Source organism: [Scytonema hofmanni] UTEX 2349 (assembly GCF_000582685.1).
GTDB lineage: Bacteria > Cyanobacteriota > Cyanobacteriia > Cyanobacteriales > Nostocaceae > Hassallia > Hassallia hofmanni.
Map to the genome: position 1 here is coordinate 156,633 of NZ_KK073765.1, position 26,715 is coordinate 183,347.

Sequence of the window (26,715 nt, forward strand, 5' to 3'; positions counted from 1 at the left end):
AATTTAGATAAAATTTACCGGAGAATAACCTTTCCGGTAAATCTTTATTGTAATGGGATTGTCTACGCCGCAGTAAACAACGTAATTAATTATACAATATTTCTCAATTGCCAAAAAAATAATCAAAATAATACTAGGAATTACGGTTTGTTAGATGTTTGAGGGTAATAAAACTTCTGATATAGTTACTGATGTAGATATTGTTATTTGAAATTTTTGTATTTCAAATACAAATATGATTTAGCTTCATGATGTTTTTATCTAAGTAAGTGAATTTTTATTAAAGGTAATATAAACTTGACGATTTAAATATATTATTAAAGGTAATATAAACTTGACGATTTAAATATATAGGTTAATTTGGATTATGTATGCGGGTGTTTATTTATGAATTTTGAACAGACATCTCAAGTTAATTTGATAATTGAGCGGGCGAAACAAGAGAAATTTAATGATAACGAGATTGCCCTGTACGACGATTTTTTGATTGAAGGGGGAATAAAAAATCCTGCCAAGATGACGGAGCAAGATGCCACTAATTTTGTGAATTTTCTAGACAGTTGTGATGCTTCTAACGAATTTGTAGCGATGGCTTTGACTAGATTGGCGCAGATTGCCCCTCAGGGTGCGATGGCAAGAATACTGGAAAGTGATTCTGACGGTGATGGTCTAACCCTTGCTGAGGAGCTAAAACTTGGAACCAAAGCTACTGAGTTTGATACACCTGCCGAGATAGCTGCCTCGCAACAACGGCAATTTCAGGCTTTCTCATCCAAAGATTCTGCGGCATTTGAACTTTAGGTAGACCTAAGAAGCATTCCGATGAACGTTGTCAGCATCTCGCTCAAAAATACTAACAACGCATGATGAAACGGCGATCGCTTCTATATTTTTCTTAGAGGAAAAGTTGGACGCTAATCATGGGCGATCGCTCTTCCCTATAAGCAAAGCAATAAGTGCGATCTTCCCCCCATCACTATTGCTTAACTTCAGTTTTGACAGATGGAAGGAGAATTACGAGAAGAGAGAAAATAACTCGACACAAACAGGGCGCTGTTTGTTGCATTTTGAAGTGCGGCTGCGATCGCCGGACTGCGGGCGGGTACTTCAAAAGCACAAGTGAAATCGCGGGTACTTCAAAAGCACCTTTCCCTTAACTCCCTTTCTCAATCCACTCCCGAGAAAGCTTTTTCTGCCGCTTCCGGTGTGTAATAAATCTTGCGCTCTCCAAACACTGCACCGCCAGGACTAACCACCCGAAACTGCCTTTACTTGAGCTTCAGTATAAAACACCACGCTTAGTAACATTCTGGATGCTAGTGACTAGGTGAACTGTGGTTTTAGTCATAGTGCGAGTGTTACAACAGTAGCGTTCTAACTATGGGATTATATTGCGTGAGCGATGGCGCTCCGCGCCCGTCGTAGACGATCGCATAAAAATCTGGGAGATAAGCGGAGTGCGTAAACGCTTTCATACCTATTTCTGGTCATCGTTTCCTTTTTCTGGTATGTAAGTTAGTAATTCCCCAGGTTGACAGTTGAGAGCTTTGCAGTATTTTTCCAATGTCTCTCGCTCCAGTCTTTCTGGCATAACTCTCATATTTTTGTGTTTGCTAACAGTGACGTGGTGCAATCCCGCCATGTCAGCCAATTGCTTGTAATCAACTTCTCTATCAGCCATCAATACTGCTAAACGCCACTTTATTGGCATGGATTCTTCTATAACTCTCAGCATATCTAACTTACACCGCCAATAAAGTGGCGCATTAACGGCTGCGACTATGGTATAAAGCTCTGCGAAGAACCAGTTAGTTGATGATTTGATTTTTTTAATCGTTGCGACTAATATGATAACTACAGCCGCTAATTAAAAAGGCGATCGCAGCTTCTTGGCGGGAGAGGCGATCGCCTTCATGTAGTAAACCCCCACTAACGGGAGACAAACACAATGATGGCACAATCACAAACGCTCGTTATTGACGAGCAAGCACTAGCCCAATTGGAACTTGAGTTGTACATAGCTCAACAAGCTTCTTCGACAGCACTCGAAGAGGGCGGAAATTATGCCGTGCAGCCCACAAAGAAAGGCTTTTTACCTGACGCTGATGCTCAAAACGTACCTATCCTCAGCCAGGGAAGTTCCCAAACAGAGCCAAACCGGGAACCACTTAAACATCTATTAATTGGTACGGCGAGAACTGTAACCAGCACAATTCACTATCTGCAAGTAATTGGTTATGCGGATGTTGGCGATTGGAGTCCACTGATGCCAAGTCCTAATCCAGGCGAGGTCATGAGTATTTTAAGCCGCTCAATTTTGGTGCAGTAGTTATGACAGATAATTCACAAACTGAACTTGATTCGTTAAATCCTCAAACCGAGTATGATTCGCCCTGGAAAGATGTCTTAGAAAGATATTTTGAAGACTTCATGCTATTTTTCTTCCCCCAAGCACATCGAAGGATTGATTGGACTAGAAAGCATGAATTCCTCGATAAAGAACTGCTTTCTGTGGTTGGCGATGCAGAAATTGGTACACGATTTGCCGATAAATTAGTCAAGATTTATCGTATTTCTGGAGAAGAAAATTGGATACTTATTCATGTCGAAATTCAAAGTCAAGAAGAATCTAATTTTGCTTTACGGATGTACACCTACAATTATCGTATTTACGACAAATATCAAAAGTTTGTAGTATCTCTGGCTATTCTCGGTGATGAAAACCCAAATTGGCGACCATCGCAATTTAATTCTCAACTATTTGGTTGTGGGATAAGTTTTCGATTTCCAGTAATAAAACTGCTAGACTACGAACAAAGGTTGTCCGAGCTTGAAGCTAGTCGCAATCCCTTTACTATTGTGGTTATGGCGCATCTACAAGCTAAGGCAACAACCAGCAATCGCACCGAGCGCAAGCAGCAAAAATTAACTTTGGTAAAAAGGTTGTATGACTTAGGATTTGAGCGGGATTCGATAATTATCTTATTCAAGTTCATCGATTGGATGATGACTTTACCCGCCAATTTAGCACGGGAGTTTTGGCAAGAATATAGTATTTTCGAGGAATCTAGACGTATGCAGTATGTAACGAGCGTTGAGCGCATTGGCATTGAGAAAGGTACTCGCAAAGGTTTATTACAAGGAATTGATACCTGTTTGCAATTGAAATTTGGTGCAATGCAGTCAGAACTATTTGAGGAAATTTCCCAAATTCAAGATGTCGAGCAATTGGAAGCAATTTTAACTGCATTAAAAACAGTTAACACGGTGGAGGAATTAAGAGAAATTTACCAACCGATAACTGAGTAAGCCATGAATAGAGAGCAAGCACGCTTGCGATCGCTAACGATGCTAAGAACTTGAGTAATCAAGGCTTACAGCTAATCAGACAAGGAAGATATCGTGAAGGGCATAACTTAATACGTCAGGCGTATTTGTTGCTGGTAGACAGTGCCGACAGTTTCACTCAACAGCCAAAAATAGAACGCGGTTTAGCAATGCTCAAACAAATGCATCAGCCATAATTACCGCGTTACTGCAATTACCAAACACCCCCAACCTGATTGGGGGTTATTTTGTGCCATCCAACATAAGCAACCCTTGTTATTCACATTCACTATGGGATCTGTTATTTTACTCAAGGACGTATTCTCTTAGTTTTTGCCGTTTTCACTCTTAAAAATAGCTCTTAATCTAACGTGAGTTCGATGGAACTAAAAAATGGCAGGAGGTAGAGCAGGCAAATCTTTTGGGTAAATATCAATGGAAGGTTTTTTAGGCAAATAAGTATAAGCGGCTAAACCAGCCATCAAATTTACCAAAAAGTTAAATGGACTACGGTGACGAGAGTGTTCGATTTGACATATATTTTTGAGATGATCATTGACGGACTCGCTTCCCAGCACGTTTGCGTAAAAGAATTTTATCAATCATTTTGACCAAACGATTTTTCATTTTCTTTTTAGATTTCGTGACTAACTGCAACCCTCGTTCATATAACTCCTCAAATAATTTTTGAGAGATGTAACCTCTGTCACCAAAGAGTTTACTTTCTTATGTCTTTAGTCATATCTGGGACTGGTTTTCGGTCATCCACAAATGCTTACGTTAGTGAAAATGCGAGTAATTCTCCACAATCATTAATAATCAAATGCAGTTTAAATCCAAAGTGCCAACGATAGCGAATTTTTGCCCCATTTCACCAACCCTTTAAAAACAAGAGTGAGAATGCGCACGACAGTTGTGACAAACATTAATTGGGGTGGAATCGATAAAACTAATCCCTGTAATTTCTCCTGTCCGTGTATGCAAAAAACAACACAACAACATTAAACACCAGGGCATGAGTTCCACAAATCTTGTGTAACTGACCAAATTTGGAAACGCTCCACGCCAGCTTTGTAGTATGTGCAAGGTGTAGAACTCCTTGAAAGTCTTATAACCACTACCATGAAATGCAATTACGATTGTCATCACTTCTGATAAATGCATTCTTGAGTAACTGCGACACTCACACGAGTGTGGATGGTAACTGTGGTACTTGTTGCCACAAGTTCTCCCACTGGTTACAAAAATCATCTACGTCACAAAAGATTTGTTCGATATCGAGGCGAGATACAATGGTAGACTAAGCCCTGACCCTCATTTTTCTTATATATTTTTAGACGGGCGCGTTTTTTTGTGCCTTTTTTACTCATTCTCAATCAATCAATCAAGCGCGATCGCCAGAGGCAGAGGCGATCGCTTCGCGCCATCGCAACACCTGCTCAGTTTCTCAAATTCCTATCGAGCAAGCTTTTTGGCGTTTTCCAACCGTCGAACTCACGTTCCATTAATCGATTGGCAGGATGGACAACGCCACTCTCTAATAGACAAATCTAGCTTTTCTAGAATGTGCTCACAATTGGAGCAAGTTTTGCTACTGGCATACCACTGATCAATAAATACAACTTGCTTATCTTTCTTTTTGGCAACCCATTCCAATATTTGTCTCCCTTCTTAGAGCCGCCAGCAGCTAACAGGACAAACTTTGGAATCAATTGTCGCATTTTGAACGTTGTTGCCTCCACTTAACAAGAAAGTAAACAGGTATGGCTAGAAGAACTCCAATAACTATGTGAATCAACACTTCAAAAAAACTGTAAGATATATAACTGGGTAGTTCAGGAATATCTGAAGGCTTATTTTTAGTCGGCTGGACAAGAAAAGTTTTAATAGGATTAGGAGCGACTTGAGAAGTAACACCACTGACAGCTAAAGCAGTACCTATAAAGGTAATTAACCGCTCTAATCTTTGTTGTCGTTTTTGAGCAGCCGATTCATTAGTGCGATCGCTCTGTGCTTGTTCCAGTTCCACAGTTCCACGAATCGTATCAATCATCTGACCAAAGAGGTCTTGACCAGGAGAAAGGTAGTCTATATAGATTTGAATTTGGTTTTGCTTCCGTTTACACTCAAGATTCAGAAAATCCTCCCAAAATTGAGGGCGGTCGCCTATTGCGGTGATTTTTCCTAGACAAGTAACGTAGTTTGTAGTATTGGTAGTAATTGCTGTGTGATGCGCTTTCAAGTCTCCCAGACACCGATTGTAATTAACGGCATCTAGGGGTATTTCTTTCAACAATTCCTTAAGCTTTTCCAATCGCGTTTTAGGGTCAGCAATTAGGCTTGGGAACTGCTGCATTTGTTTATCTAGCCTGCTGTAAAGTTTCAATGCTTTGGAATAGCAGTTACAAGCCTCCTGATAGATGTAGCGAATTTTATGACGGGAGATGAGCAAATTTAGCAGCCAGTCGTAAGCTCGTCCCGATAGCGTAAGGGAGTTAGCTTGACTATTATTTAACCAAACCAGAATATTACAGTGATTCGCACTATTATGGGTGTGATTAGGGTCACTTACCTGGTATTCAAATAGGAGACTACCAAACAGTTTATCTTCATTTACCAGAACAGGGTTTAAGTATGTTCCTGCTAGCAACGCCACTGCAAATTTATTCGCAAGTTCTTGACAGTCTTCACTAGCATCTACTTCCCCATAAATCCATAAAGTGTGTCCCAGAGATGCTTGAATCTTAGATGGTAGGAGACAACCTGGCTTAAACAGTTGCAGTTGCTGCACATCAATCGAGATGTTTGGTGATTCTGGTGACAGAGTGAGGTCAATTGCGTAGGTATCATTGAAGCGGAAAGGCTGAAGGTTGGCGTTAATTTTGAAGCCTTCTACTGTGGGAATACTCCCCAAATCCAAGCTACCTGAATCTGTCAACCATTCAGTTTCTCGTCCTTGCTCACGCTTGGGTTCGTATTTGCCATTTTGATAACAAATCAACTTTGACCGTAAATCCCTCAATCCAGGAAATGGCAGTGAGCTTTCACCCAGTTTTACTAAATTCTCCCATAAAAGTTTGGCATCAGCGACAACTTCATCGGGAGCATCGGTGAAAGTTTGCCGTAGATGAAAGGCATAGAGGCTGATGGTGAAATTTTTCACGGCTGCTGCTTGGATGGTTGAGAATCAGGTAAGGAAGAGTTCTTTTTAATGGCATTGTCCAGAAGTTCCCTAGAAGATTCACTAGGCTGATTGGGTGGGGTAGGAGATTTGGTATTACCAGGTCCTAGATTTTTATCCAAGTCAATAGTAGATGAAGAAGTAAGTGCTTTCAGACGTTCTTCATAAGCCTGTAGAATTTGGCTGCGTGATTCTGGTTGCAACCAATTTTCTATTTCCTCAGCAATCTCTTCTACATCCTCCGACAGGCTGCTAGCCAGTTGATTTAATTCAGACCAGTCTTGGGTTGAAAACAAATCAGATTTAGATTCCAGCACATAAATAAACGCTTGGACACTATTTTCATAAATAGACATTTGCTACACTCCTTTTCCGATAGCACAAAACGCTGCCCAATAATAAGGTTGCTCAAAAGGTTTTGCAGTTCCTCCCTGCTCCCCCTTGATTTTATTGAAGTATTGAGATAGTTCAAACTGCCAACCTAGACTAAGTTGCGATCGCAACAGCCAATCTTGAAAACCTTGCACTGTCGTGTCCCGCAACCAGCGTTGGGCTATATTCAGAGCAACAGCTACAGTATTTTGTTGCATTAGCTGTTCATAAAATTTAATCATTAATAAGGCGGTAGCAGTAGCACTGACTGTCCAAAGACTACTCACTACATTGGTACTACCTGCTAAGAGAAAACCATATGGCAAGCTAATATACTCATCACTCAGAGAGACGTTGCTTAAACCTGTTTCGCAAGCAGCAAGCGTGACTAAACGACAATTTTTGAGGTCGAAGTGACCAATGATATCTGCTAAAGTGAGTTTTTCATCTGCCAACTGTAACCAAGAATTTAAAGGAGAAAAAAGATCGAAGTAGCCGTCGAAGTAGCCGTGACAGAAGAAAAAGACGCAGTGAGCTGCGAGAAGTTCTTGATGTGGTGTCACTGTTTTTGTGTTTTCATCAAAGCGCAGGATTTCCGATTTTTTAGCTTGAGATTTTTTCAAAATACAAGATTTGGCAAACTGTTTTTTGATTGTCCCAACAGTTCCTAAATCCTTTTCATATTCTTCATATAAATCTGCTGTAGGGTTTTGAATTGCAAACAAGTGTTGAAATTCAGAATTTTGTTGTTGTTGCAAGCTTTGTAGCAGTTGGCAACTGGGAGTATAGCGAATGCCTTTAGCAAATCTATCAAGTAAGTATAATGTAGAATCACAGGAATTGCTACTGCTGATAGGCAATGCATGAAGTGGGAGCAAATGCAAATACATATGGGGAATTAGTATCAATTGGTCGCAGGTTTTGGGAATGTGAGACAGGATGTGATTAATGTGCAGAATGTCAGCCAGTTCCTGAAGGCGATCACCTATACTTGTTTCCCACTGATGTTGCCATTCATTTGGTTCTACTTGATTCTGCGCCTTTCGGTAGTTATCGTATTCGTTCACATAGTTGGGGAACCAACTGTCCAAATTTTCCAAATCTTGAGATGAAGATGTCCAAATGATTGGTTGTGGAGAATGGCAACTAATGATGAAGACGCGGAAGCAATCTGCAAAGATATACCATTCGATTATTGTGGTTTGATCATCTATGAGATTTTGGATTTGGTCAAAACGGATGGGTTCGTAAGGGTAAAGTTCTTTGTACTGTTGGCGCAGTTGATAGAGGTGGGTATGGTCAGGTGTTGCCTCAGATGCTAAATGAAGCTTTTCTCGATCAATCTCCTGCCGTAGTCTTTGCAGTTCATGTCGCACTGTTTCGGGAATTTTAGCTTTAGGGTATAAGTCACGGGTGGCGAGAAGTTCGATGAGGTTACGTGCTTTGCTGCGCTCAACGTATTCAATGGCTTGAGTATAGTCGTGTAGTTCTAGATGCACTTCCACCATTTGACGATAGAGCTGATTCCATTTTCCAGCGAGCTTTTGTTTGTCTTCTTCTATCCCAGAACCAGAGACTATTTCGCTGCGTAGAGATTCTACTGTGTCAATGGCAGCAGCAAAGGCAGTATGGGCAGAGTCAAACTGTTGGGTAAATTGGTAAACAAGACCAAGACCATATTGAATTTCTGCATATCTTTGAGGAAAAACTTCGCGTGAGCAGACTTCTAAGGCTCGTTGGAAACAGTGGATGGCAGTAGCCAAATTCTCGGCTTTCTCACCTCGGATGCGATCGCGGTAAGCATTTCCCAAATTGATTTGGGCTGCTAGCCATTCTTGAGGCAGAACATTATAGGTATCTCCCTCCAAAGCAGCTTGGAAACAACGGATAGCAGTTTCCAAATTCTCTGCCTTATCTTCCTTGAGGCGCTCATTATAGGCAATACCTAAATTTATTAGGGTAGCAACCCGTAAAGAATGGCGAGTTTCGACATCCAAAGCAGCTTGGAAACAGCGGATGGCGGCTTCCGAATTCTCGGCTTTCTCACCTCGGATGCGATCAATATAGACATTGCCGAGATTGGTTTGAGTTTCTGCCCAATCTTGAGGGGAAGTTTCACGGGTGCGCTTTGTTAAGGCTGCTTGGAAATGAGCGATCGCAGCTTCTATATTCTCGACTCTTCTCCCTCGGATGCGGTTACGGTAGACAATGCCCAGATTATTTTGAGTTTCTGCCCACTGGCGGGGAAATGTTTCTGGGGTGCGTACTGTCAAAGCTTCTTGAAAACAGGCGAGCGCAGCTTCTAAATTCTCGGCTTTTTCTCCCCGAATCCGCTCCAGGTAAACAACGCCGAGAGCATTTTGAGTTTCTGCCCACTCTTGAGGTAAAGCTTCGCGGGTACGTATTGCTAAGGCAGCCTTGAAATAAGCGATCGCTGTTTCTAAATTCTCGGCTCTGTCTCCCAAAATACGATAAAGGTAAGCAATACCAAGACGGTGTTGCATTGCTGCCTTGTTTGGCGGAAAGGTTTGGGGATGGTTGAAAACTTGAGCCGCAATTTGGTAACCTGTAATAGCAATTTCTAGATTATTGGCGCGGTTGCCTAGAGGAAACTCAAAAATCAATCGGCTGAAATTGCCAACATCTACTGCATTGGCTTGCGTTTGTTCTGGCTTTAAGTTGGACAGAGCAGCAGTTACCATTTTTTGGAAAACTTGTGCAAAGTTATGATCCAGTAAGTGCAGGTTTGCTTCTAACAGAGGGTATACAAATTCAGGATTTCCTTTGCTGTCTTGTGTTGCTTGCAGAGCCAACACAACAAGTCCCTCTTGAGATTCGAGGGAAGGCAGTGGAGAAGACTTGGAAGTAGATGATAATCTTTCTAGGGGTGTATTGTCATAAACCCTCATTAGCCGACCTGCAACATTCATGAGAGAATTAGCCGCTTCTAGGTTCCCCTGCATTCTTAGATCGTTTGCGACTTCTAGCATCTTCTGCACTAAACCAGCATCAACCAAGTCCTGGTTGGCATTCAAAATCTGTACTTCCTCACCACTGGCGCAACTGAGTAGCTGATTAATTAGATTTAGGTATGCTTGGAGACGTTGTTCGTTCATTGGTCGAGTGCATATCAGCTAAGATCTTTAAAATTGTAAATTGATGCTGTTAGTAACATCGGCTACTCACCTTTACCGATAGCATAAAATGCTGCCCAGTAAAAAGGCTGCTCAAAAGGCTTGGCAGTTGCTTTTTGTTCTACCTGAATTTGATTGAAGTAGTTACGCCATTCTCTCTGCCAAACTCTATTCAGTGTGGATCGTCCCAACCAATCTTGAAAACCTTGCACTGTAGTGTCACGTAGCCAGCGTTGAGCGTTATTGAGAGCCAATGCTATGTTACTTTGCTGCTTTAGCTCTTCATAAAATTTAATCATCAGTAAGGCTGTAGCAAGGGCACTGACAGACCAAAGACTACTGACCACATTGGTACTACCTGCCAAAAGGAAACTATAGGGCAAGCCTATATAATCATCACTAAGCATTGTAATATTATCTGGCATTGTTAAACCAGTTTCGCAAGCAGAAAGCGTTACTAAGCGACAGTTTTTAAGGTCTAGGTGTGTAACAATGTCTGCCACAGTAAGGTTTTCGTCAGCCAACTGTAACCCAGCAAAAGAATCTATAGTAGACTGAAGACTTAAATATCCGTGACAGAATAAAAACAAGCAGTTAGCAGTTACTAACTTTTCATGTTGTGTCAATATTTTTGTTTTTTCATCAAAGCGTAGAATTTCTGATTTTTTTGCTTTGTCTTTTCTCAAAAAATAAGCATTAGTAAACTGCTTCCTGATAGCTTCGCTAGCTCCTAAATCATATTCATACCCATTAGGATATAAATCTGGTGTAGGCATTGTAATGCCGAATAGGTTTTGGAATTGTGGACGTTGCTGCTTTTGCAATTGTTGTAGCATTTGGCAGCTATTAATGTATCTAACACCTCTTTTGAAGCAATCTAATAAACAAGGATTCGGAGTCTGATCGTGAGCAGATTTAAGAAGCGGAGTTTCTGGATTGACAGGTAAGGCATGAAAGGGTAAACATTGCAGGATAAGATGAGGAATTAAAATTAACTCCTCGAAAGTTTCTGAAATGTTAAAGAGTATGTCAAGGATATTATCGATGTGCAGACTTGCCGCTAATTGCTGAAGGCAAATCCTTGCGTTCTCATCACATTCTTGTTGTTGTTGTAAAGTTTTAGCCTGTTTGCGTGCTTCCCATACTCCCAGCATCAACTCGCCATCACTCACCCAATCTTCTGAAGATTTCCAAACAAGAGGTTTAGAAGTATGACGGGTAATGATGAAGGCATATAAAAGTTCACCTACGATATACCACTCGATAATAGCGGTACGGTCATCTATGAGATTCTTTATTTGGTCAAACTTGATGAGTTCAAAGGAGTAAAGCTCATTGTACTGTTGATATCGTTGATTGAGGCGGGTATAGTCGGTTACTGAAATACTTGTCTCTATTGCATTTCGCTTTGCTTCTGAAATGCTTCCTTGGGAAGAAATATCTCGCAGCATGAGAAGTTCTACTAGGTTACGGGCTTTACTGCGCTCAACATATTCAATGGCAGCAGTGTAATTGTCCATGTCCAAGCATACTTGTATCATGCTTCTATAAAGTAAGCTGTTCCAGTTTGGGTTTCTATTCCATCTTTCTTCATTTAATCTCCATTCTTTAAGGAATAGTTTTTCTAGGTCTGATTCCTGGTTGTGTTTTTCCCGAGCAAAGATATACTGACCTCGCAAAAATTCTACCGTCTCAATTGCCGCATGAAAGTACTTGTAAGCTAATTGGAGTTGGGAAGAATTTCGGTAAATAACTCCCAAATTATACGTTGTGTTAGCATATTCTTCTGGGAACTGTTCACGAGTAGTCACTTGCAAAGCGTTTTTATAAGCAGCGATCGCTCGCTCTAAATACTCAGGTTGTCCTTTGCGGATTTGTCTATAAAAACGTGAATAGGCATTACCTAGAATATTCTGCACACTTGCCCAGTGTTCTGGAAAAGCATCACGGGTAAATACTTGTAATGCATTGGTACAAGCAGTAATTGACCGTTCCCCCCTCTTAACTAGCTCTTCTTCCTTCAAATTTTTATCCCGATCTTCCTGTATTGTTTGACAGTAAAATATTCCTAAATGAAGTTGAACCTTTGCCCAAAGATCAGCATCTTCTTGACAATTTAAAAGAGTTAAAGCAACTTCACAAGCAGTAATAGCAATTTCTAAGTTATTTACTCTGTTTAATCTAAATTTTTCAATTAAACTGACGAAAGGTAAAACAGTATATGTGGCAAAGAATCTTTGTAATTCTTTATCTTGATTTTGCAAAAATTCATTTCCCCAATATCGTAGTATTTGAGGGAAACTATCATCCAGTAAGTTCAAATCTTTTTCTAATAAATCAAATAAAGCTTGTTGATTAAATTTTTCTACTACACCATCTTCTAAGAATTCGTATTTGTGATTTTCTGTTATTGCGTTTCCCACTTGCAGAAAAAATTCAATTTGAGATTTAGGATTGGGAATTTGAGAAGAAGCGAGATTTGATGGTGTAAGTCCCAACTTCTCAGATAAGTAGCGGGAAAGATAGGTTAAAATACTAGCACTGTAAAACTGACCTTTCTCTTCTGCTTCACTTGTTAAATATTCCATTATCGCTACCAACAACAAATCCACTAAATTCTGGTTGGCATCTAAAATTTGCAGTTCCTCACTACTAGAACAAGTCGATAGTGTCTTAATGAGGTTTAGATAGGCGTTGCGACGATTTTCATCTAAGCATGCTATCAAAACCTCTTGGCGATTCTTAGCCTCTTCAAAGTCAGGCTTGATTTCTAGAGCTTTTCTGTAGCAAGCAATTGCTTCTTCGTGGCGGTTCAATTTAAAAATTACATTACCTCGCTGATACCATGCTTCAAAATCATTGGGATTCAATCTTATAATTTCATCAAAGTCAATAAGACCTTGTTCCTCTCGTTCAAGGTTGGCTAACAATAAAGCTCGATTGAAACGGATATCTACAAAATCCGGCTGAATTTCAAGAGCGCGATTGTAATAAACTAGAGCCTCTTCATAACGTTCTAGCGTTTGTAATGAAATTGCCACATGATTTAAGGCTTCAATGTAATCAGACTTAAGCTCTAAAGCTTCTTGAAAACAAGCAATAGCCTCTTCATTTTGGTTGAGATTTTGTTGTAGCAGATATCCTTTACGAAACCAGACATAGGCAGAGTTTGGTTGATACTTTATGGCTTTGTTGTAACAAACAACTGCTTCTTGGTAGTTACCTTGTCTCTCAAAAATAATCCCCAGACTGCACCATGCTTTATGGTAATCAGGTTTTGAAATTAAAACCTGCTCCAGGTCTGCGATCGCTTCTCGTTCGCGCTCAAGCTGTATAAATAAATCAGCTCGATTAAACAGAAATTCTGGATTATCTGACTGAATCTGTATAGCGCGACTATAGTAAGTAAGAGCATCTTCAAGCAACCCTAAATTTCTGAATGATGTGGCTGTCAAATTCCAAATCTCAGGCGAATTAGTCCAATATTCCAAAGCTTTACTGAACCTAATAATCGCTTCTTTATCCCTTCCTTTATACTGTAGAAAAACTCCTTGGTGACACCAAGCACTCCCTAGATTTTCGCGAGTTATTACCCATTGTCTTGGGTATGCCTCATAGGTGTATACTTGCAGTGCAGCTTCATATGCAGCGATCGCCAGTTCTAAGTTTTCCGCCGTATTTCCCAGTATTCTATAACAGTAAGCAACTCCTAAATTATATTGAGTCATTGCCCATTGTTCTGGGTCTGTCTCATAATTGTATACTTGCAGGGCAGCTTCATATGCAGCGATCGCCAGTTCTACGTTTCTCGCCTTATCTCCCTGTATTCTGTTACAGTAAACATTGCCGAGATTATTTTGAGTCAATGCCCAATCTTGAGGAAAAGCATCACGGGTTTGAACTGATAATGCAGCCTGATAAGCAGCAAGTGCCAGTTCGAGGTTTTCCGCCTTGTCTCCTTTGATTCTATTTTTGTAAGCAAGCCCCAGATCGTATTGAGCTTCAGCCCAATGAACAGGAAACGCCTCATGGGTGAGAACTGACAATGCTTTTTGCAGTGCATCTATTGCCATCTCTAAATTTTCTGCTCTGTCTTCCCGTATTCTATTCTGGTAAGTACTTCCCAGATTGTGTTGAATATTTGCCCAATGAACAGGAAACGCCTCATGGGTGTAAACTAACAGTGCTGCTTGATATACAGTAATTGCATGTTCTAGATTCTCCGCTCGCTCTCCCCGGATTCTGTTGAAGTAGGCACGACCCAAATTTTTGTGAGTCATTGCCCATTGTTCTGGGAACGCTTCACGGGTATAAACTTGTAAAGTATCTTTATAAACGGCAATTGCTTGTTCTATATTATCTGCCCTATCCCCTCGGATTCTGTAGAAGTAGGCATTCCCCAAATTATTTGGAGTCATTCCCCAATCAGGTGGGAAAGCCTCATTCTTACAAACTTGCAAAGCATTTGTATAAGCAATAATTGCCCGTTCTAGATTCTCCGGCCGCTCTCCCTGGATTCTGTAGAAGTACGCAGTACCCAGATTATATTGAACTATTGCCCAATCTTGGGGATTTTCTTGGCGGTTCAAAACAGTTAGGGCAACTTCGTAACCAGCGATCGCTATTTCTAAGTTACTCGCCTGATTGCCCAAAGGAAATTTCTGAATCAGTTCACTAAAAATGACAATATCTACAGCGATGTTTTGTGTTTGTTTGGCTTCGGGATTTGGCAAAGTCTTGATTGCCCAATCTCGCAATACTTGAGCAAAGGTATCATCTAGCAGGTTGAGATTTTCTTGCAGCAGAGAATATACTACTTGCGGGTTGTCCCTGTTTTCGTTCGTTGCCTGCAATATTTGCGAGAAGAAGTGAAGTTGGGGAGAAGTAGGCAGAGACGATGACATTTCCAGTACCTCAGCTAGCTAACAACGGGCAAAGGCTAACGAGCAAGTAGATCAAAAAATCAGCTCCATTTTATTATGAGAGATTTTCTGTGTAACTAGTTTTTATCTATACTTAATATTTGATTCATAAAAAACATTTACTATACTCCCCTTCCTATGGTAAAAAAGGCTGCCCAATAATAAGGTTGCTCAAAAGGTTTTGCTGTAGCTCCCTGTTCTGCGAAGATTGCATTAAAATCTAGACCAAGTTTTCTCTGCCAAACTCTGTCCAGTGCTGATCGCACTATCCAATCTTGAAATCCTCGCACTGTAGTATTACGTAGCCAGCTTTGGGCGGTATTGAAGGCTACTGCTATATTCTCCTGTTGCTGTAATTCTTCATAAAATTTAATCATCAATAAGGCAGTAGCAGTAGCACTGACAGTCCAGAGGCTACTGACGACATTAGTATTACCAGCCAATAGAAACCCATACGGCAAACCAACGTACTCATCGCTAATTTTTTGTTTAAGTCCCGATAGTCATTCTGTTATAATTTAATCAAACTATATGTAAATAGAAAGTGGTGATTATATGCCGAAGCTGAAAATGATATTTATTACATCATCTAGAGTAAGTTTGAATTTGCGCGCAATGTTATTTATATTTGCCTCTCCATTCATGTGTTCTTCTAATATTAGGCGAATAGTTGATTCAGATATTTTAGCTTTTTTATCTTGAGCGCTAGTGATATAAAAGTTTTTGATAAACTTGTTTATTTCTGCTCGTTCGAGTTCTTGCCAATATTTTTTACGATTGCTCCAAAAGCAATTGCCGGGTGCGTAATCTCCGGTGGTATCAATACGAGCAATTATTGTATTATTTGGGGCTTTTCCCATATCTAGAAGAAACTGGTTAAAGTTATCTCTCCAGGATGGATGTACTTCGATTCCACACCCTCCATGTTTTTTGTAAAAAGGGTGATTTGTGTTATAGCAGGCTTGTTTGATATAGTTCCAAGAATGGTATTCTCTCCAGTTTTCTGGATTAATTTTGAGCGATAATTCTCTTCTCAGACAACCGCAGCTATTAGTGCTGTTGCTGATTAAACTATGCTTGTACACATATTTTTCAGTCCCGCAGCTACATCTCACCAAGACTTTTGCTAACCTACCTAGTTGTTTTATCTCTTGGTTATCAATTACTGTTAGTCTACCGAAAGTTGTACCTATTTCTAGAATGCTTCCTCTTTTGACGCAACCACAACTTTTTGTCTTGCCGTTTAAAAGATTAAACTTAAATACTTTTCTTTGGATTCCGCAGGCTGTACACTGGCATAGTATTTCCGTCCCTTGGTTTTCAAGTACCTGCCAGTAACCAAACTTTTCTCCAATGTCAATAGTTCGACTACGCATATATAGTAATATTAGGTGATTTTTAATTTTTAGTATTTCTTTTTTAATGATAAAGTAAGTAATGAAAATTCCTCAAGTTTAGCATTTAAACTTGAGGATTCAGGGAACTGCAAAGAGCATTGGATAGGCAATAGGCTTTCTTTTAAGCAGCAAGTCCCATCAAAGCGTATACCTGATCCAAACGGGGTTGATGTTTTTCCTCTGTACTCGACACTAGATTTAACCATTCGCATTTGGTAAGAGTGTAGAGATTGTATGTCTCGTTTGGCTCAACGATAAATTTATCGCCAAAAGCGGCGATGAACGAGTATGACTTTTTGGTGAGGGTATTTTTGACAGATACCTGTACCCTGCCGGAGATAATTATAAACAGTTCGCTTTCATCTTTTTGAGAGTAGCTACCGTGAGTTTTGCGTTCTTGGAGGCATTGATAATTTACTTTTACCCAGGAGCCTTCTGTGTGGCTGAAAGAGAAATTATTTTCCTCGGTAATTGAAACTGAGGATGTTAGTATTTGCATGATTGTTTACCTGTTTTCAATTGAATGAGATGGATTTATGCAGCAAAGAGAATTTGGTCGCAAGTTTCAGCTTCGTTCAAGTCATTATTTTTATTTATGGCATCTATAAGGTTATTTATTTCTATTAAATTCATTCCTTCTGCAAGAGCTAATGCTTCATTTAGGTTATCGCTATATTCCCCTGTTCGATGATTTAAATTTTTGAAGATAGCATTATAGTTACCTGCCATTTCTACTGCTATTGCCCAAACGCATAATTTTGCTTGAAATTCTACTTTCTCATGTGACTCTAGTTTTTCTAAATGATTGCCGAATTTTGTAAACAAATTATTTGGTTTGGTGGTGAATGCTCTTACTTTTGAAAACATCTTTCAAGCTGAGGTTGATTTATATATTCATAATTTATCAGTATTTTTACTATTATTGGTGTCTTATTTTTAAGCTTTTGATGAAGATTTTTAAGTTTGAATTACCTCATCTTTTTAAAGATATTATTTATAGATGAGAAATAATCTTCAAAATCTTTATATTTTTATAAAGCAAAATACTAAGTATTCTTACTTTTGTAATTTTTCGTAATTAACAATATTTTCAAAGCCGTATTTACGCGGTTTTGTTGTAAATAATCTCAAAGTTCTAATCCTCCTCCCACCGCTTTGCGTCCGGGTGCAGCGGCGGCGACTTTTTGTTTTTTGTAGTCCCTAACAACTTGGGTGGGAGTAAACTGCTGTTTGATTTCTTCAGCCCGCCACTGTTGTAAATCCTGCATGATGTCTTTTAGTGGGGTAAATTCTATGGTGCTTTCCCCTTGTTTTTGCGCCTCGTTTGTTTTGTGAGTCATAATTTTGAGGTACATTTCTCGTTGATCGGCGATAGGGAGCTTGCCATTATTATCTTTAAGCTTTTGCAGGATTTCTTCATTGCCTTGATTCATTGCCCCTCCCCAAGCAGGACCGCCTTTTTTTGTCATCTCTGCCCACTCTTGGGCGATGTAGGGGTGAACCTGGACAGGGATATCACCTGCACTTTGGATTTGTTGAGGTTGGGGAGCCTGCTGGGTGCCGAGCTCTCCTTGGTTAGGTGGTTGTTGCGTCTGTGCTGTTTGCCCCCCTTCAAATATCTGTTCAAGATTAAGCTTGTTGGCGTTTTGGGCAATAAACTTCACTTGGTTGATGTCATAGTCGCTGATATTCATCTTGGCGACCTCTTTTTTTATGCCCTCCTCAGTTTTGGTTAAGTCAAATTTGACTAATTCCTGAGTACCCCTTTCCTCAGTCGTTTTAAACAGTTGCAGGCTGGCTTTTTTCCCTTTAGGGTCGCGGGTGCGTTTAATCGTAAATTCTCCTACGGCAAGTTCATCTTTAAGCGCTGTCAGGAGTATGTTGTTGAGAGTGTCCAACATTTCGTTTTGTTTGAATACCTCCAAGGTTTTGATAGTACCAGCAGGAGCGAGACTGCCGAGGCTATTTGCCACATCCCGGATGTCTGAAGAACTTAGATCGGGTAGTTTGCCTTTATCCTGAAGGTGTTCGCTTATTATCAGGAATTCCTGACGTTCTACCCCTAACATTTTAGTGGGCTGTTTGGTGATTTTGGGTTCTTTATCTCCTTTACCGGGTTTGAACTTCATCAAGGAATTACTCCATCCCTGGAGTTCATCACTGCGGCGATGGATGCTGACGGTATCCCCTTCTTGCCGAATTACAAAGGCATCACTTCTGTAAATACGAGAACCATCTTGCTCAATGGTGCCGTATTTCTTCAACATTTCGGTTGCAGCTTGGGCAATATCTTTGTTCTCGCCGTTGTAGCGTTCCTTTTCTGCTTGTTTGTTTTTTATCTCGTATATTGGTACTTCTACTTGACGCGCCCATTGTTGCGCTTGTGGTTCTACCCCCTCAGAGTTGGCTGCTTGTTGGTAAGTGTATTGAGCGGCGTATTGTTCCTCTTCTTCTAAATTTTCTTTTTTGGGAGTTACGCTTGGATTTTCTGAATCAACAGGTTTCTTTTTATTGGTAACTGTTATTTCATTTGAGGTATAATTCTCCTGATTTTCTACCTCTTCCTGAAGATTATTGATGATAACTTCTTCAAAGTTATCTTCGGCTGACTCTGCTACAGTTGATAGTGTGGACTCAGAATTTTCAACATTTAAAGGTTGGTTATCTATCTGATTGCTGGGTTCTAGTATAGTTTTGTCTGTTAATTCAGCTTGCTCATGATTTTGAGCGATCGCAGTAATTTGCTCATCTTCATCTGGTGGATAATCAAAATCTGGAGGATTGCTAATATCTATATTTTCTAGAAAGTCAATTGTCTCTTCATCTGGGGGTATATCTTCTACTGTAATAAATTCTCCTGACTGAATTTTATCTCTACTAGCAATTATCTCTGTTGGATTTTCTTCCAAATTAGTATTATTTAATACTTTTGAAAGCATATCATTTGCTGCTGCTGATATATTGTCAAATTGGCTGCTTTCAATATCAGATGGCTGGCTGTTCACGTTAGTTTCAGGTTGAAAATTCTCACTCTTTTCTATAAAACTTTTAGTATCTTGGTAATTTTTAACGATATCAGATGAAGGAGGTAGTAGTTTTATGAGTGGCTCGTAAGCCACATCCATAATTTCATCTTGGGAGAGATTTTCTGTAATTAAATTTGTTCGACATTTGCCTTCCGAATCTTGCTCGTAAATGACAGTTTTATTGCCTAATTCAGTGTAGGCAGTTATCCTGATAGCTGGTTCATAATCGCTGCTTGAATTTTCACCTAAATCGGGTACATCTTGTACAATTCGGGCGGCGAGAGTTTGTGCTTGATAATCGCTAGGTTCGTTGTGTGTCTCAAACTCTATGGTGTACCGTACATTATCCATGTACATATCTGGCATGAGGATAACTGTGTCTCTACCATCTATCCCCTGGTTTAAATCTACTTTTTCCCATTTGTAAGCCCCAGGGGTAGATTTATCGGGTACGAGGTTGTAGGTATCTTTGCCAACTTCAATTGCTATTTTATCTGTTTCTTCCCTCTCTTTAAGTATTTCTCGAACTTTTTTAAAAGTGTCAATCAGGATTTTGGCTAATTCTAAGGCTGCTTTACCAGTAGTATCAGCCAGTTGAAGATAGTTATCTGCTATTCGTTGTTGCTGAGGGTCAAACATGGTGGTGTTGGAAACCTATCGATAAGTATTGAATTTTGATATTTAACGAACACTAATTGATTATCAAATCTGATGATTAGTAATGATGGTTTAGCACCATTTTGGTATAACTTATCGCAAAAAATATTATTTGGGCTATTGCGGTCGTAATGGTAAACTAGGATATTGTCGAAATAATGAGCTTCCACATAAGGTGGAAATTGATAATTCCATTTCGAGAAAATTTGATATTTATTAATTTCTTTTATTATCTCTTTATTCATCATGTTTATTATTTAAAAAAATCGGCATAACTGTCTACAGGTAATGGTGAATTACCAGCTTGTACGGGCGCTTGGGGAATGGGGAAACGCTTATCTACTTCTTTTACTCTGAAATCTAAATCTTCTTGAGTAGGTCGTTTTTGGGTGCTTTTCCGTGCTAGCTGCTTGATAAGCTTGTCCCAATTATTTCCGTTTTCTTCCTCCAAGCCAATAAGATATTTTGATACTTTAATAGTCTTTAATAAGGGTACAGAACCTTCCTTTTTATTATCATAAGCAGGGTTAATAAATACACATTTACCAGGTGGCAATTTGAGGAATTGGGCAGGTTCAAAAAGCTTGCGAGTTTTTTCCTGGTCGGAGATAGATGTTGAAGCTTTGCCCCCTCCAGTTGACCGGGATTTTTGTTTGTAGCTGATTTCCTCTTCACCTAAATAAGCACTAAAAAGCCTTGCAGATTCCTCTTCCCCAGGATTAAATACAAACTTGGTACCGCACGCACCAAGGATTGCTTTTGAGATTTCCTTGCCGTAAATTTTCTCCAACTGACCCATGTTTTGCCATCCGAGGATTCCACAGAATCCTTCAGAACGCGACTCGTTAAGCCATTTAAACAAGTCTGGTAAAAAAATTGACGGTAGTTCGTCAACGCTAACCACAAGTGGACCAGAATATTTCCTCTTTTTGGCAATACTGCGAGCGACGGTCATGTGTAAAATAGAAGTCATGAGTGGACCTACTGCGTCGCGGCGTTCGCGGTCGAGTCCAAAGATAATCATCTGTTTTTTACCTACCTCTAGTGGTAAAGTGGTCTGACCGATAAAACAGCCTAAAGTGTTCTTAGCCATGAATCTTGTAAACATGAGCGATGCGGTACCGGCGATACCTGCGATGGTTTTCTCCGATCCGCTAGAGCTAAACAATTGACCAAAAGCTATTCTTATCCAGGGGTTGAGGCTCGCAGCCATCAAACGTTCGACCATCTTTTCACTCGATAGAACTGCTGCTGCGGTCATGATATCGGCGAACTCGCCAAACTCCTTGGTGAGCATGAGGATTGCCTGGGTGAGTTGATCCCCCGCAGGTCCAAAAAATGCGTCCTCATTGGCGCCTCCCAACATCCGGAAGTTTTTATTTATCACAGTTGCAAGCTGACGTGCGGTTTCAGCATCGCTACTGTCGCGCAAGAAATCAATGGGGTTGCATACCTCCGATTCGGGGAATCCTGGCGCAAAGACGTGTACTTCATACCCCTTTGATTTAGCATAAGAAGCGATTTTGGCTTGTGAGGGGTATTTAAAATCGTATAGTACGATACCAAACCCTTGGTCAATTGCTGAATATAGCATGGGGTTGATTGCCGAAAAAGATTTACCGCTACCGGGTGCCCCAATGACGGCTGTACCTCTTTGAACATCAGGCACGTACATGGGTGTTCCCCCACTCCCCTTTGGTAGTTTTTGTTTTTTGTATCTGTGTACTCCAATATACAAACTAGCCGAATCGCATTTGGGGGAAGTGACTTGCTTGATAGCCTTTTTCTTGGCGCGGTTTGTTTCTTGACTCCCACCCCAATAGCTAGTGGCAAGTTTGCCTTTTTTACCTCCAGAAAACATCTGTAAGAGAAATAGTCCTAATATCCCCCCGGCGAGTGCTAGTCCTTGGGGAGACATCAGTTGGTTGGTATATTTGCTGAAGTCATAGCCAGACGAAGGTAAGGATTCTGTAGCAGTTTTAACTTTAGTGCTTGGGGTTTGAGCCAGGTATAAATTATTCATATTTACTAAAAATTGGTATGAAGAAATATACTTTTGGATTGCATATTTATCCTTGTGGTGTTAATTGAGGAAAACTTGAGATTGACCCTAAGGGAGAGTCTGCCCTTCTTCGGCTTAGGTACAAAGCACTTCCCAGAAATGCGATCGCCGCATCGTTTTTACTGATAGTACTGGTTTCTAGCGAACGAGTCGCACACGTCCTTATAGGACGGCTTTTTATGCTAAAATTAAATCGGCACTGCGATCAAACGCCTAGATAGCCAATATTGGGTACTCCCCAGCTACAATGCTCAGCTAGCCTTCGGCAACGCCAAGGGCGAACGTGCGACATAGTGTAGGAAAGAGGAAAAAAGATTCAGTAAATCATTCCAAACGCGGTCGGGCAGTCCGTGTACGCTTGTGGACGTATCCAAACGGGGATATTTAAATGCTTGCATTTGGGTATCTAGGGAGGACGGATGAAGCAAGAATCCTCATGCATTACAGCTGAGGAGTGTCAAAGAGTTGGTTTTTTAGGCACTGTCAGGGGTGTGCCTAAGATAATTGAGTCCATCTCGCTATAGTTTAAGAATGGAACAGGACCGATAAAGTAGGGCGTGCAGGTGCGACCAACGAAGGGGATTGTTTTGCAGAAACGGAAGAACATCGCAGTAGTTATACTTCCGTCAGCTTCGTTGACATCCCAGATAACTTGTTTGAATGATTTACCGAAGGGATGTCTTCCGGTTGGTTCTTTCCCGCCGTTAACACCACCGAGAATACCGAACCCACCCTTGACTTTTTGGAACTTGCCTGACATCCATGCCGCACCAGTTAGGTTATCGTTTCCAGCTACTTCGATGTGGGCGCATTTTTTGTTGTAGCAGGGGACGTTAAATCCTTCTTGCTCGCTACCCGATATTGATTTCCACCTGCCGTTTTCTACCTCTTTAAGTACCACATCCACCTTACCGATAAAGCTGGTATCGGGTACGGGTACTCCAGGTAACTGGTCAAATGGTACTTTTCCCAATCCCGGAACCTTGCCGATAATAGTATTTTCCCAGTTGTTAAACTTTTTGAGGGCGGCTTTTTCGATACCGGGAATGCTGGTGAGTTTGTATTTATCAAGTTTGAGGTATTTGCCAAGTTCGGCGGTTTCAAGTTTGGGGTAACTTTCGAGTGCTTCTCCTACAGTCAAGCTGCTTGTTGCATCCCCTGTCACTTTACTAACTAAATCATCAATTGCGGGAATATCGGCAACTTCTAATTTGGATAATCCTGGGATAGCTGAAGCTAAATCGCCGAGTGACTGCCACTTGAGTGTCTCAAAGTCTGATAGTTTGAGATTTTTGAGGCTGGTATCCGTTATTTTTGAGATTTGACTGAGGTTAAGATTTTCGATTTTGAATTCTGTTGCCTCAAAATCTCCCAACTGCATTACCTCAGCAAGTGACTGTCCCGCGCTCCAAACACGCTTTCCTTTAAGTTTTAAGTCTTTAATGTTAGGAAATTCAACTTCCCCTGCACTTGAAAACTTCATGCTATCAAAGTTAATCTTGCTCCAGTCAGGGACAGGCATCCCATTGATATACTTGACCGCAAGGAGTTGTTTTTTCGGTGTTTTAGCTTGTTTGCTCGAATGATTCAAATTTGAATCATTCGGGGAGAGGTTTACCGAAGTGTTCCCGAAGTACCCTGCTCTAAGCCGCTTTGCGTCTAGTGCTGGAGGGAGTATAGAACTAGTAACTTCTCTCAAATTTGAAACATTCGTTGGTGTAGCTGCGACAGCTTTATTCTCAAATACGAGACTGCCGATATTGTAGCTACCCCCGAATCTAATTAACCCGTGGAGGGCGAGTCCTGCCACCATACCAGCAGCCATGAGGTAGCGCCATACATTCATCTTTGTAGTGCGCCATTGATACCCCTTACTTGGTTCATTTTTAGGAGGGTTGTAATTCGTGGTTGTAACTGGAACAATGGCGACTATCTCCGAGTTAACTTGGATGGCGCTAGTCTGCGGGTGGATTGCTTCTGTTGTAATATTTATTACTTGAAATGTGTGATTATCTGTTAAAAAATCTTTGGTTTCCATAATCTTTACTACTTTTCAACAACTAGGTTTTCTGGTGTAGGTTGGGATTTGTTGAGTATTATTTGTTTCTACTGGTTTGGGAGGGGCATCTCAAAATAAGCGTTTTCCACCCATAAGCATGAGCTTTTCAACTAATTTCATCGATACCCCGGTGTTGGTTGCAGCGATGGTGAGTTCTTCACCTGTGCGTCGCAACTCGACTAGTTTGGTTAATCTTTCCCACAGTGGGGTATTGCTGCTTATCCACTGTTTGTCAAGTGCAACCTGCATTCCTTTGGCAATATATTTGCTATCAGATACGGCAATGTAATCAGATGAAGGTTTTTCTGGTTCCCGGTTATTGCTTGAGTCACCTATAATTTCTAGTTGGCTGTATTCGGGTTTTCCACTGCCTGGTATGATTTGGAAATGATAAGATTTTTTATTACCTCCAGATTCAGTAATTACTGTGAGGTGCGAACCATAACTAGCTTGTGGCAATCCGGGTATTTTGACTGTTTCGATACGGCGGAGATGAATAAGTCCTGCTCCACTTTCCTCGGACGAACATTTTCCCAATCCTTCCAGACAGCCATCTACGTCAATTACAAATTTGGAGGGGTCATCCAACCAGATTTTTTTAATAACTTCCCCGGTGCGGTAAAACGAAATTGATACTCCATGTCCGTTCCAAACCTTGACGGTTTGTAGTTGGGCGGTTTCTCCCGATACCATGTATGCTTCTATTTGACGGACAATACCTGCTGTCGCACTTTGTATAGGTAGTGCAGGCAGCGCGATCGCCGAAGATAAAAGTAAGCTTAAACTGAATAAATATTTAGCTACCATGACGGTTTGTTACAGTTTGATGGAGCGATTGACGAGAATAGAGATTTTGGTGTATGCAGGTACATACCAGATGTTTGGACGGCTGGTAATTTCACTAGTAGCTTGTTGGGTGCGGCTTGTAATGGTTTCCGATAGCTTGCCAAAAGCGCCTTCTAAAAATGCACCTGTGATATCGCGATTATTTCCTGTGGTGCGCGTGCGGCTGCCACCGAAGGGGAGGTCTTCTGTGGTTTGGTCTTGTCTGTTGATTATTTCTCCTACTTTTGCAAGTCCCGCGATAGTGCCAAGAGTGGTATCAAAAAGAGCGATTTCTCCTCCCTTATCTTTGTAGGGACGGGCGATGAGGGGGTTATTACCTTTACCTAGAATTGAGATTGCGCCGGGGGAGATGGGATATTCAGTACCATCTTTAAGTATTGCAATTACTTCAGCAGTGATATTAAATCCACTATCAACAGAGATAAGTGCGATCGCAACTTGCGTACCAGCACTCAGGGCTATTCCACCTGTGTTGCTTTTGATTGGTTCATCCAAGCGGGCTACAAATCTGAGATTGCTGTTTGTGCTGCCTTGAGTGAGTATTAAAGGAGTAACTAAGGTAGCGCTTGTGGAAGAACCTACTACTAAATATTGGGTTTGTCTTTCCTCTAAAATTTGGGCTTCTTCAGTTAGGTAATTAATAGAACTAAGTTGGGCTTGCTTGCTTTTAGAAGTAGTAAACTCGACAGCGTTAGTTGGTTCCCATCGGGGGCGCAGTTCTTCAACTTCCCCTGTGTTGTTGGGTGTACTGTTAGGTGTAATATCGACTGTATTTTCACCGCGACGGTTGCGGCGGCGGGGTGTTTCATTATCAGAAGGAACTTCCTCTTCTGTTCTACTGCTAGCAATAGTAGTGCTGTCGGTATTGTTACCATATTCAACTCGACCGACATTACCCAGACTGCGGAGGCGTTCGAGTTCGGCTATGGGGTCTTTCTGTGTTTCTGTACGACTCTCGCTGGATGATGGTGCTGCTTTTGTGGTTTTACTACTTACCGGAAGAGTTATTTTTGGTAAAGTTGCAGTGGGGCGTAAGGGTTCGATGGGACGGGACGCAAGGACTGCACTGCGTCTTGGTCTGTTGTATTCAGTTTCAGGATTTGCTTCCCGGTATACACGGTAGCTGCGCGGAGGGGGAGGTGTTTCTTGAGATGTGACCCTAGCTTGAGTTGTGGTAGACAAAGCGGGAGTGTTGGCGTTAGGAATTTGTTTTTTACTGTTTTTACCGTCTGGAGTTTCTTCACCTTCAGTATTATTTTTTTTGGTTTCTTTCTCTTTACCGTTGAGTGCTTCAAGTTCTTGCTGTTGCTTTTGGAGAGCTAGTTTTGCATAAGCATCCCCGTCCTTCTCTTCAAATGGTGCGGATGTAGGAGTGTTGTTGGAAGTAGCAACTGGAGTTTGAGCAGTGTTGCTGCCACCGTTGATCATGCTGTTGAGGACGACAAACATAAGTAAAAAACCTACTCCAAATGCACCTCCAATAATGCCGAGTCTCGACCAGGGAGAGGTTACAAAATCATGTTTGGTTTGAACGGCTGCGGGATTTTCCTCCTCATCATCATCTTCTGTTGATTCTTTTTCTAATTCATTTTCACATTCAGTTGGTTTAACTCTATCTTCATCGAGTGGTAAAAGTGCATCAACAGAGTTATTTTGATTTAAATTATCGTTATTACTAATAATAGTTTCTTGATTTTCGTCGTCAAAATTTAGTGTCATATATTACAAGTTA

21 protein-coding genes and 3 pseudogenes are annotated in these 26,715 nt (G+C 40.8%); 6 read left to right on the forward strand and 18 right to left on the reverse strand.

The window, feature by feature from the left end:
* Positions 1 to 387 precede the first annotated feature (387 nt).
* Together TOL9009_RS46830 and TOL9009_RS45055 are read left to right on the forward strand one after the other, a co-directional pair.
* A complete protein-coding gene (locus TOL9009_RS46830; protein ID WP_029631197.1) occupies positions 388 to 801 on the forward strand; it encodes a hypothetical protein in 414 nt (137 codons plus the stop codon).
* Positions 802 to 829: 28 nt separating this feature from the next.
* On the forward strand, positions 830 to 1,123 hold the full coding sequence (locus TOL9009_RS45055; RefSeq protein ID WP_144238136.1) for a hypothetical protein: 294 nt from the start codon (positions 830 to 832) through the stop codon (positions 1,121 to 1,123).
* 30 nt (positions 1,124 to 1,153) lie between these two features.
* Here TOL9009_RS45055 and TOL9009_RS50290 read toward each other — a convergent pair.
* The 3 genes and pseudogenes from TOL9009_RS50290 to TOL9009_RS48775 all read right to left on the reverse strand — a co-directional run bounded on the left by TOL9009_RS50290 (position 1,154) and on the right by TOL9009_RS48775 (position 1,958).
* A pseudogene (locus TOL9009_RS50290) lies at positions 1,154 to 1,348 on the reverse strand (hypothetical protein).
* A 129-nt stretch (positions 1,349 to 1,477) separates the two neighbouring features.
* Positions 1,478 to 1,735 carry a helix-turn-helix domain-containing protein gene (locus TOL9009_RS0103505; RefSeq protein ID WP_029631199.1) on the reverse strand — a complete coding sequence of 86 codons (258 nt, stop codon included), beginning with the start codon at positions 1,733 to 1,735 and terminating at the stop codon, positions 1,478 to 1,480.
* Between the two features lie 94 nt (positions 1,736 to 1,829).
* Positions 1,830 to 1,958 carry a hypothetical protein gene (locus TOL9009_RS48775; protein WP_260675825.1) on the reverse strand — a complete coding sequence of 43 codons (129 nt, stop codon included), beginning with the start codon at positions 1,956 to 1,958 and terminating at the stop codon, positions 1,830 to 1,832.
* A 164-nt stretch (positions 1,959 to 2,122) separates the two neighbouring features.
* Here TOL9009_RS48775 and TOL9009_RS0103510 point away from each other — a divergent pair, with 164 nt between their 5' ends.
* The 3 genes from TOL9009_RS0103510 to TOL9009_RS46835 are packed head-to-tail and all read left to right on the forward strand — an operon-like array spanning position 2,123 to position 3,524.
* Complete coding sequence (locus tag TOL9009_RS0103510) at positions 2,123 to 2,329, forward strand: hypothetical protein (RefSeq protein WP_051502784.1); 207 nt, start codon at positions 2,123 to 2,125, stop codon at positions 2,327 to 2,329.
* 2 nt (positions 2,330 to 2,331) lie between these two features.
* The gene (locus TOL9009_RS0103515) at positions 2,332 to 3,309 is read left to right on the forward strand and encodes an RpnC/YadD family protein (RefSeq protein ID WP_029631202.1); all 978 of its coding nucleotides are present in this window, start codon (positions 2,332 to 2,334) and stop codon (positions 3,307 to 3,309) included.
* Positions 3,310 to 3,359: 50 nt separating this feature from the next.
* Positions 3,360 to 3,524, forward strand: a complete 165-nt coding sequence (locus TOL9009_RS46835; protein ID WP_163519111.1) for a hypothetical protein — start codon at positions 3,360 to 3,362, stop codon at positions 3,522 to 3,524.
* Positions 3,525 to 3,713: 189 nt separating this feature from the next.
* Here TOL9009_RS46835 and TOL9009_RS50295 read toward each other — a convergent pair.
* A pseudogene (locus TOL9009_RS50295) lies at positions 3,714 to 4,621 on the reverse strand (IS982 family transposase).
* A 59-nt stretch (positions 4,622 to 4,680) separates the two neighbouring features.
* On the opposite strand from TOL9009_RS50295, the gene TOL9009_RS45060 reads away from it, so the two are divergent.
* On the forward strand, positions 4,681 to 4,881 hold the full coding sequence (locus tag TOL9009_RS45060; protein WP_144238137.1) for a hypothetical protein: 201 nt from the start codon (positions 4,681 to 4,683) through the stop codon (positions 4,879 to 4,881).
* On the opposite strand, the pseudogene TOL9009_RS42950 reads toward TOL9009_RS45060, so the two are convergent.
* The 14 genes and pseudogenes from TOL9009_RS42950 to TOL9009_RS0103595 all read right to left on the reverse strand — a co-directional run.
* Positions 4,828 to 4,989: pseudogene (locus tag TOL9009_RS42950) on the reverse strand (zinc ribbon domain-containing protein); the annotation flags it as partial. The gene TOL9009_RS45060 and the pseudogene TOL9009_RS42950 overlap by 54 nt on opposite strands.
* 46 nt (positions 4,990 to 5,035) lie before the next feature.
* Positions 5,036 to 6,490, reverse strand: a complete 1,455-nt coding sequence (locus tag TOL9009_RS0103530) for a hypothetical protein (RefSeq protein WP_029631204.1) — start codon at positions 6,488 to 6,490, stop codon at positions 5,036 to 5,038.
* Positions 6,487 to 6,864, reverse strand: a complete 378-nt coding sequence (locus tag TOL9009_RS0103535) for a hypothetical protein (protein ID WP_029631205.1) — start codon at positions 6,862 to 6,864, stop codon at positions 6,487 to 6,489. The genes TOL9009_RS0103530 and TOL9009_RS0103535 overlap by 4 nt, the downstream gene beginning before the upstream one ends.
* Before the next feature lie 3 nt (positions 6,865 to 6,867).
* The gene (locus tag TOL9009_RS0103540; RefSeq protein WP_029631207.1) at positions 6,868 to 9,996 is read right to left on the reverse strand and encodes a CHAT domain-containing protein; all 3,129 of its coding nucleotides are present in this window, start codon (positions 9,994 to 9,996) and stop codon (positions 6,868 to 6,870) included.
* 62 nt (positions 9,997 to 10,058) lie between these two features.
* Positions 10,059 to 14,918 (reverse strand): CHAT domain-containing protein, encoded by a 4,860-nt coding sequence (locus TOL9009_RS41990; RefSeq protein WP_051502774.1) that lies wholly within the window; start codon positions 14,916 to 14,918, stop codon positions 10,059 to 10,061.
* A 140-nt stretch (positions 14,919 to 15,058) separates the two neighbouring features.
* On the reverse strand, positions 15,059 to 15,397 hold the full coding sequence (locus TOL9009_RS37870) for a CHAT domain-containing protein (protein WP_072022084.1): 339 nt from the start codon (positions 15,395 to 15,397) through the stop codon (positions 15,059 to 15,061).
* A 90-nt stretch (positions 15,398 to 15,487) separates the two neighbouring features.
* Positions 15,488 to 16,312: a hypothetical protein gene (locus tag TOL9009_RS0103560; protein WP_029631209.1), complete on the reverse strand. Its 825-nt coding sequence runs from the start codon at positions 16,310 to 16,312 to the stop codon at positions 15,488 to 15,490.
* Positions 16,313 to 16,454: 142 nt separating this feature from the next.
* The gene (locus TOL9009_RS0103565; protein WP_029631211.1) at positions 16,455 to 16,832 is read right to left on the reverse strand and encodes a hypothetical protein; all 378 of its coding nucleotides are present in this window, start codon (positions 16,830 to 16,832) and stop codon (positions 16,455 to 16,457) included.
* A 35-nt stretch (positions 16,833 to 16,867) separates the two neighbouring features.
* A complete protein-coding gene (locus TOL9009_RS0103570) occupies positions 16,868 to 17,200 on the reverse strand; it encodes a hypothetical protein (RefSeq protein WP_029631213.1) in 333 nt (110 codons plus the stop codon).
* A 260-nt stretch (positions 17,201 to 17,460) separates the two neighbouring features.
* On the reverse strand, positions 17,461 to 19,998 hold the full coding sequence (locus TOL9009_RS0103575; protein ID WP_029631215.1) for a hypothetical protein: 2,538 nt from the start codon (positions 19,996 to 19,998) through the stop codon (positions 17,461 to 17,463).
* Between the two features lie 271 nt (positions 19,999 to 20,269).
* Positions 20,270 to 22,039: a type IV secretory system conjugative DNA transfer family protein gene (locus TOL9009_RS0103580; RefSeq protein WP_029631217.1), complete on the reverse strand. Its 1,770-nt coding sequence runs from the start codon at positions 22,037 to 22,039 to the stop codon at positions 20,270 to 20,272.
* Between the two features lie 496 nt (positions 22,040 to 22,535).
* On the reverse strand, positions 22,536 to 24,116 hold the full coding sequence (locus TOL9009_RS0103585; RefSeq protein WP_029631218.1) for a hypothetical protein: 1,581 nt from the start codon (positions 24,114 to 24,116) through the stop codon (positions 22,536 to 22,538).
* Positions 24,117 to 24,206: 90 nt separating this feature from the next.
* Complete coding sequence (locus TOL9009_RS37875) at positions 24,207 to 24,944, reverse strand: hypothetical protein (protein ID WP_242055156.1); 738 nt, start codon at positions 24,942 to 24,944, stop codon at positions 24,207 to 24,209.
* Positions 24,945 to 24,953: 9 nt separating this feature from the next.
* Positions 24,954 to 26,702, reverse strand: coding sequence for a TrbI/VirB10 family protein (locus tag TOL9009_RS0103595; protein WP_051502776.1), 1,749 nt, complete (start codon positions 26,700 to 26,702; stop codon positions 24,954 to 24,956).
* Between the last annotated feature and the right edge of the window lie 13 nt (positions 26,703 to 26,715).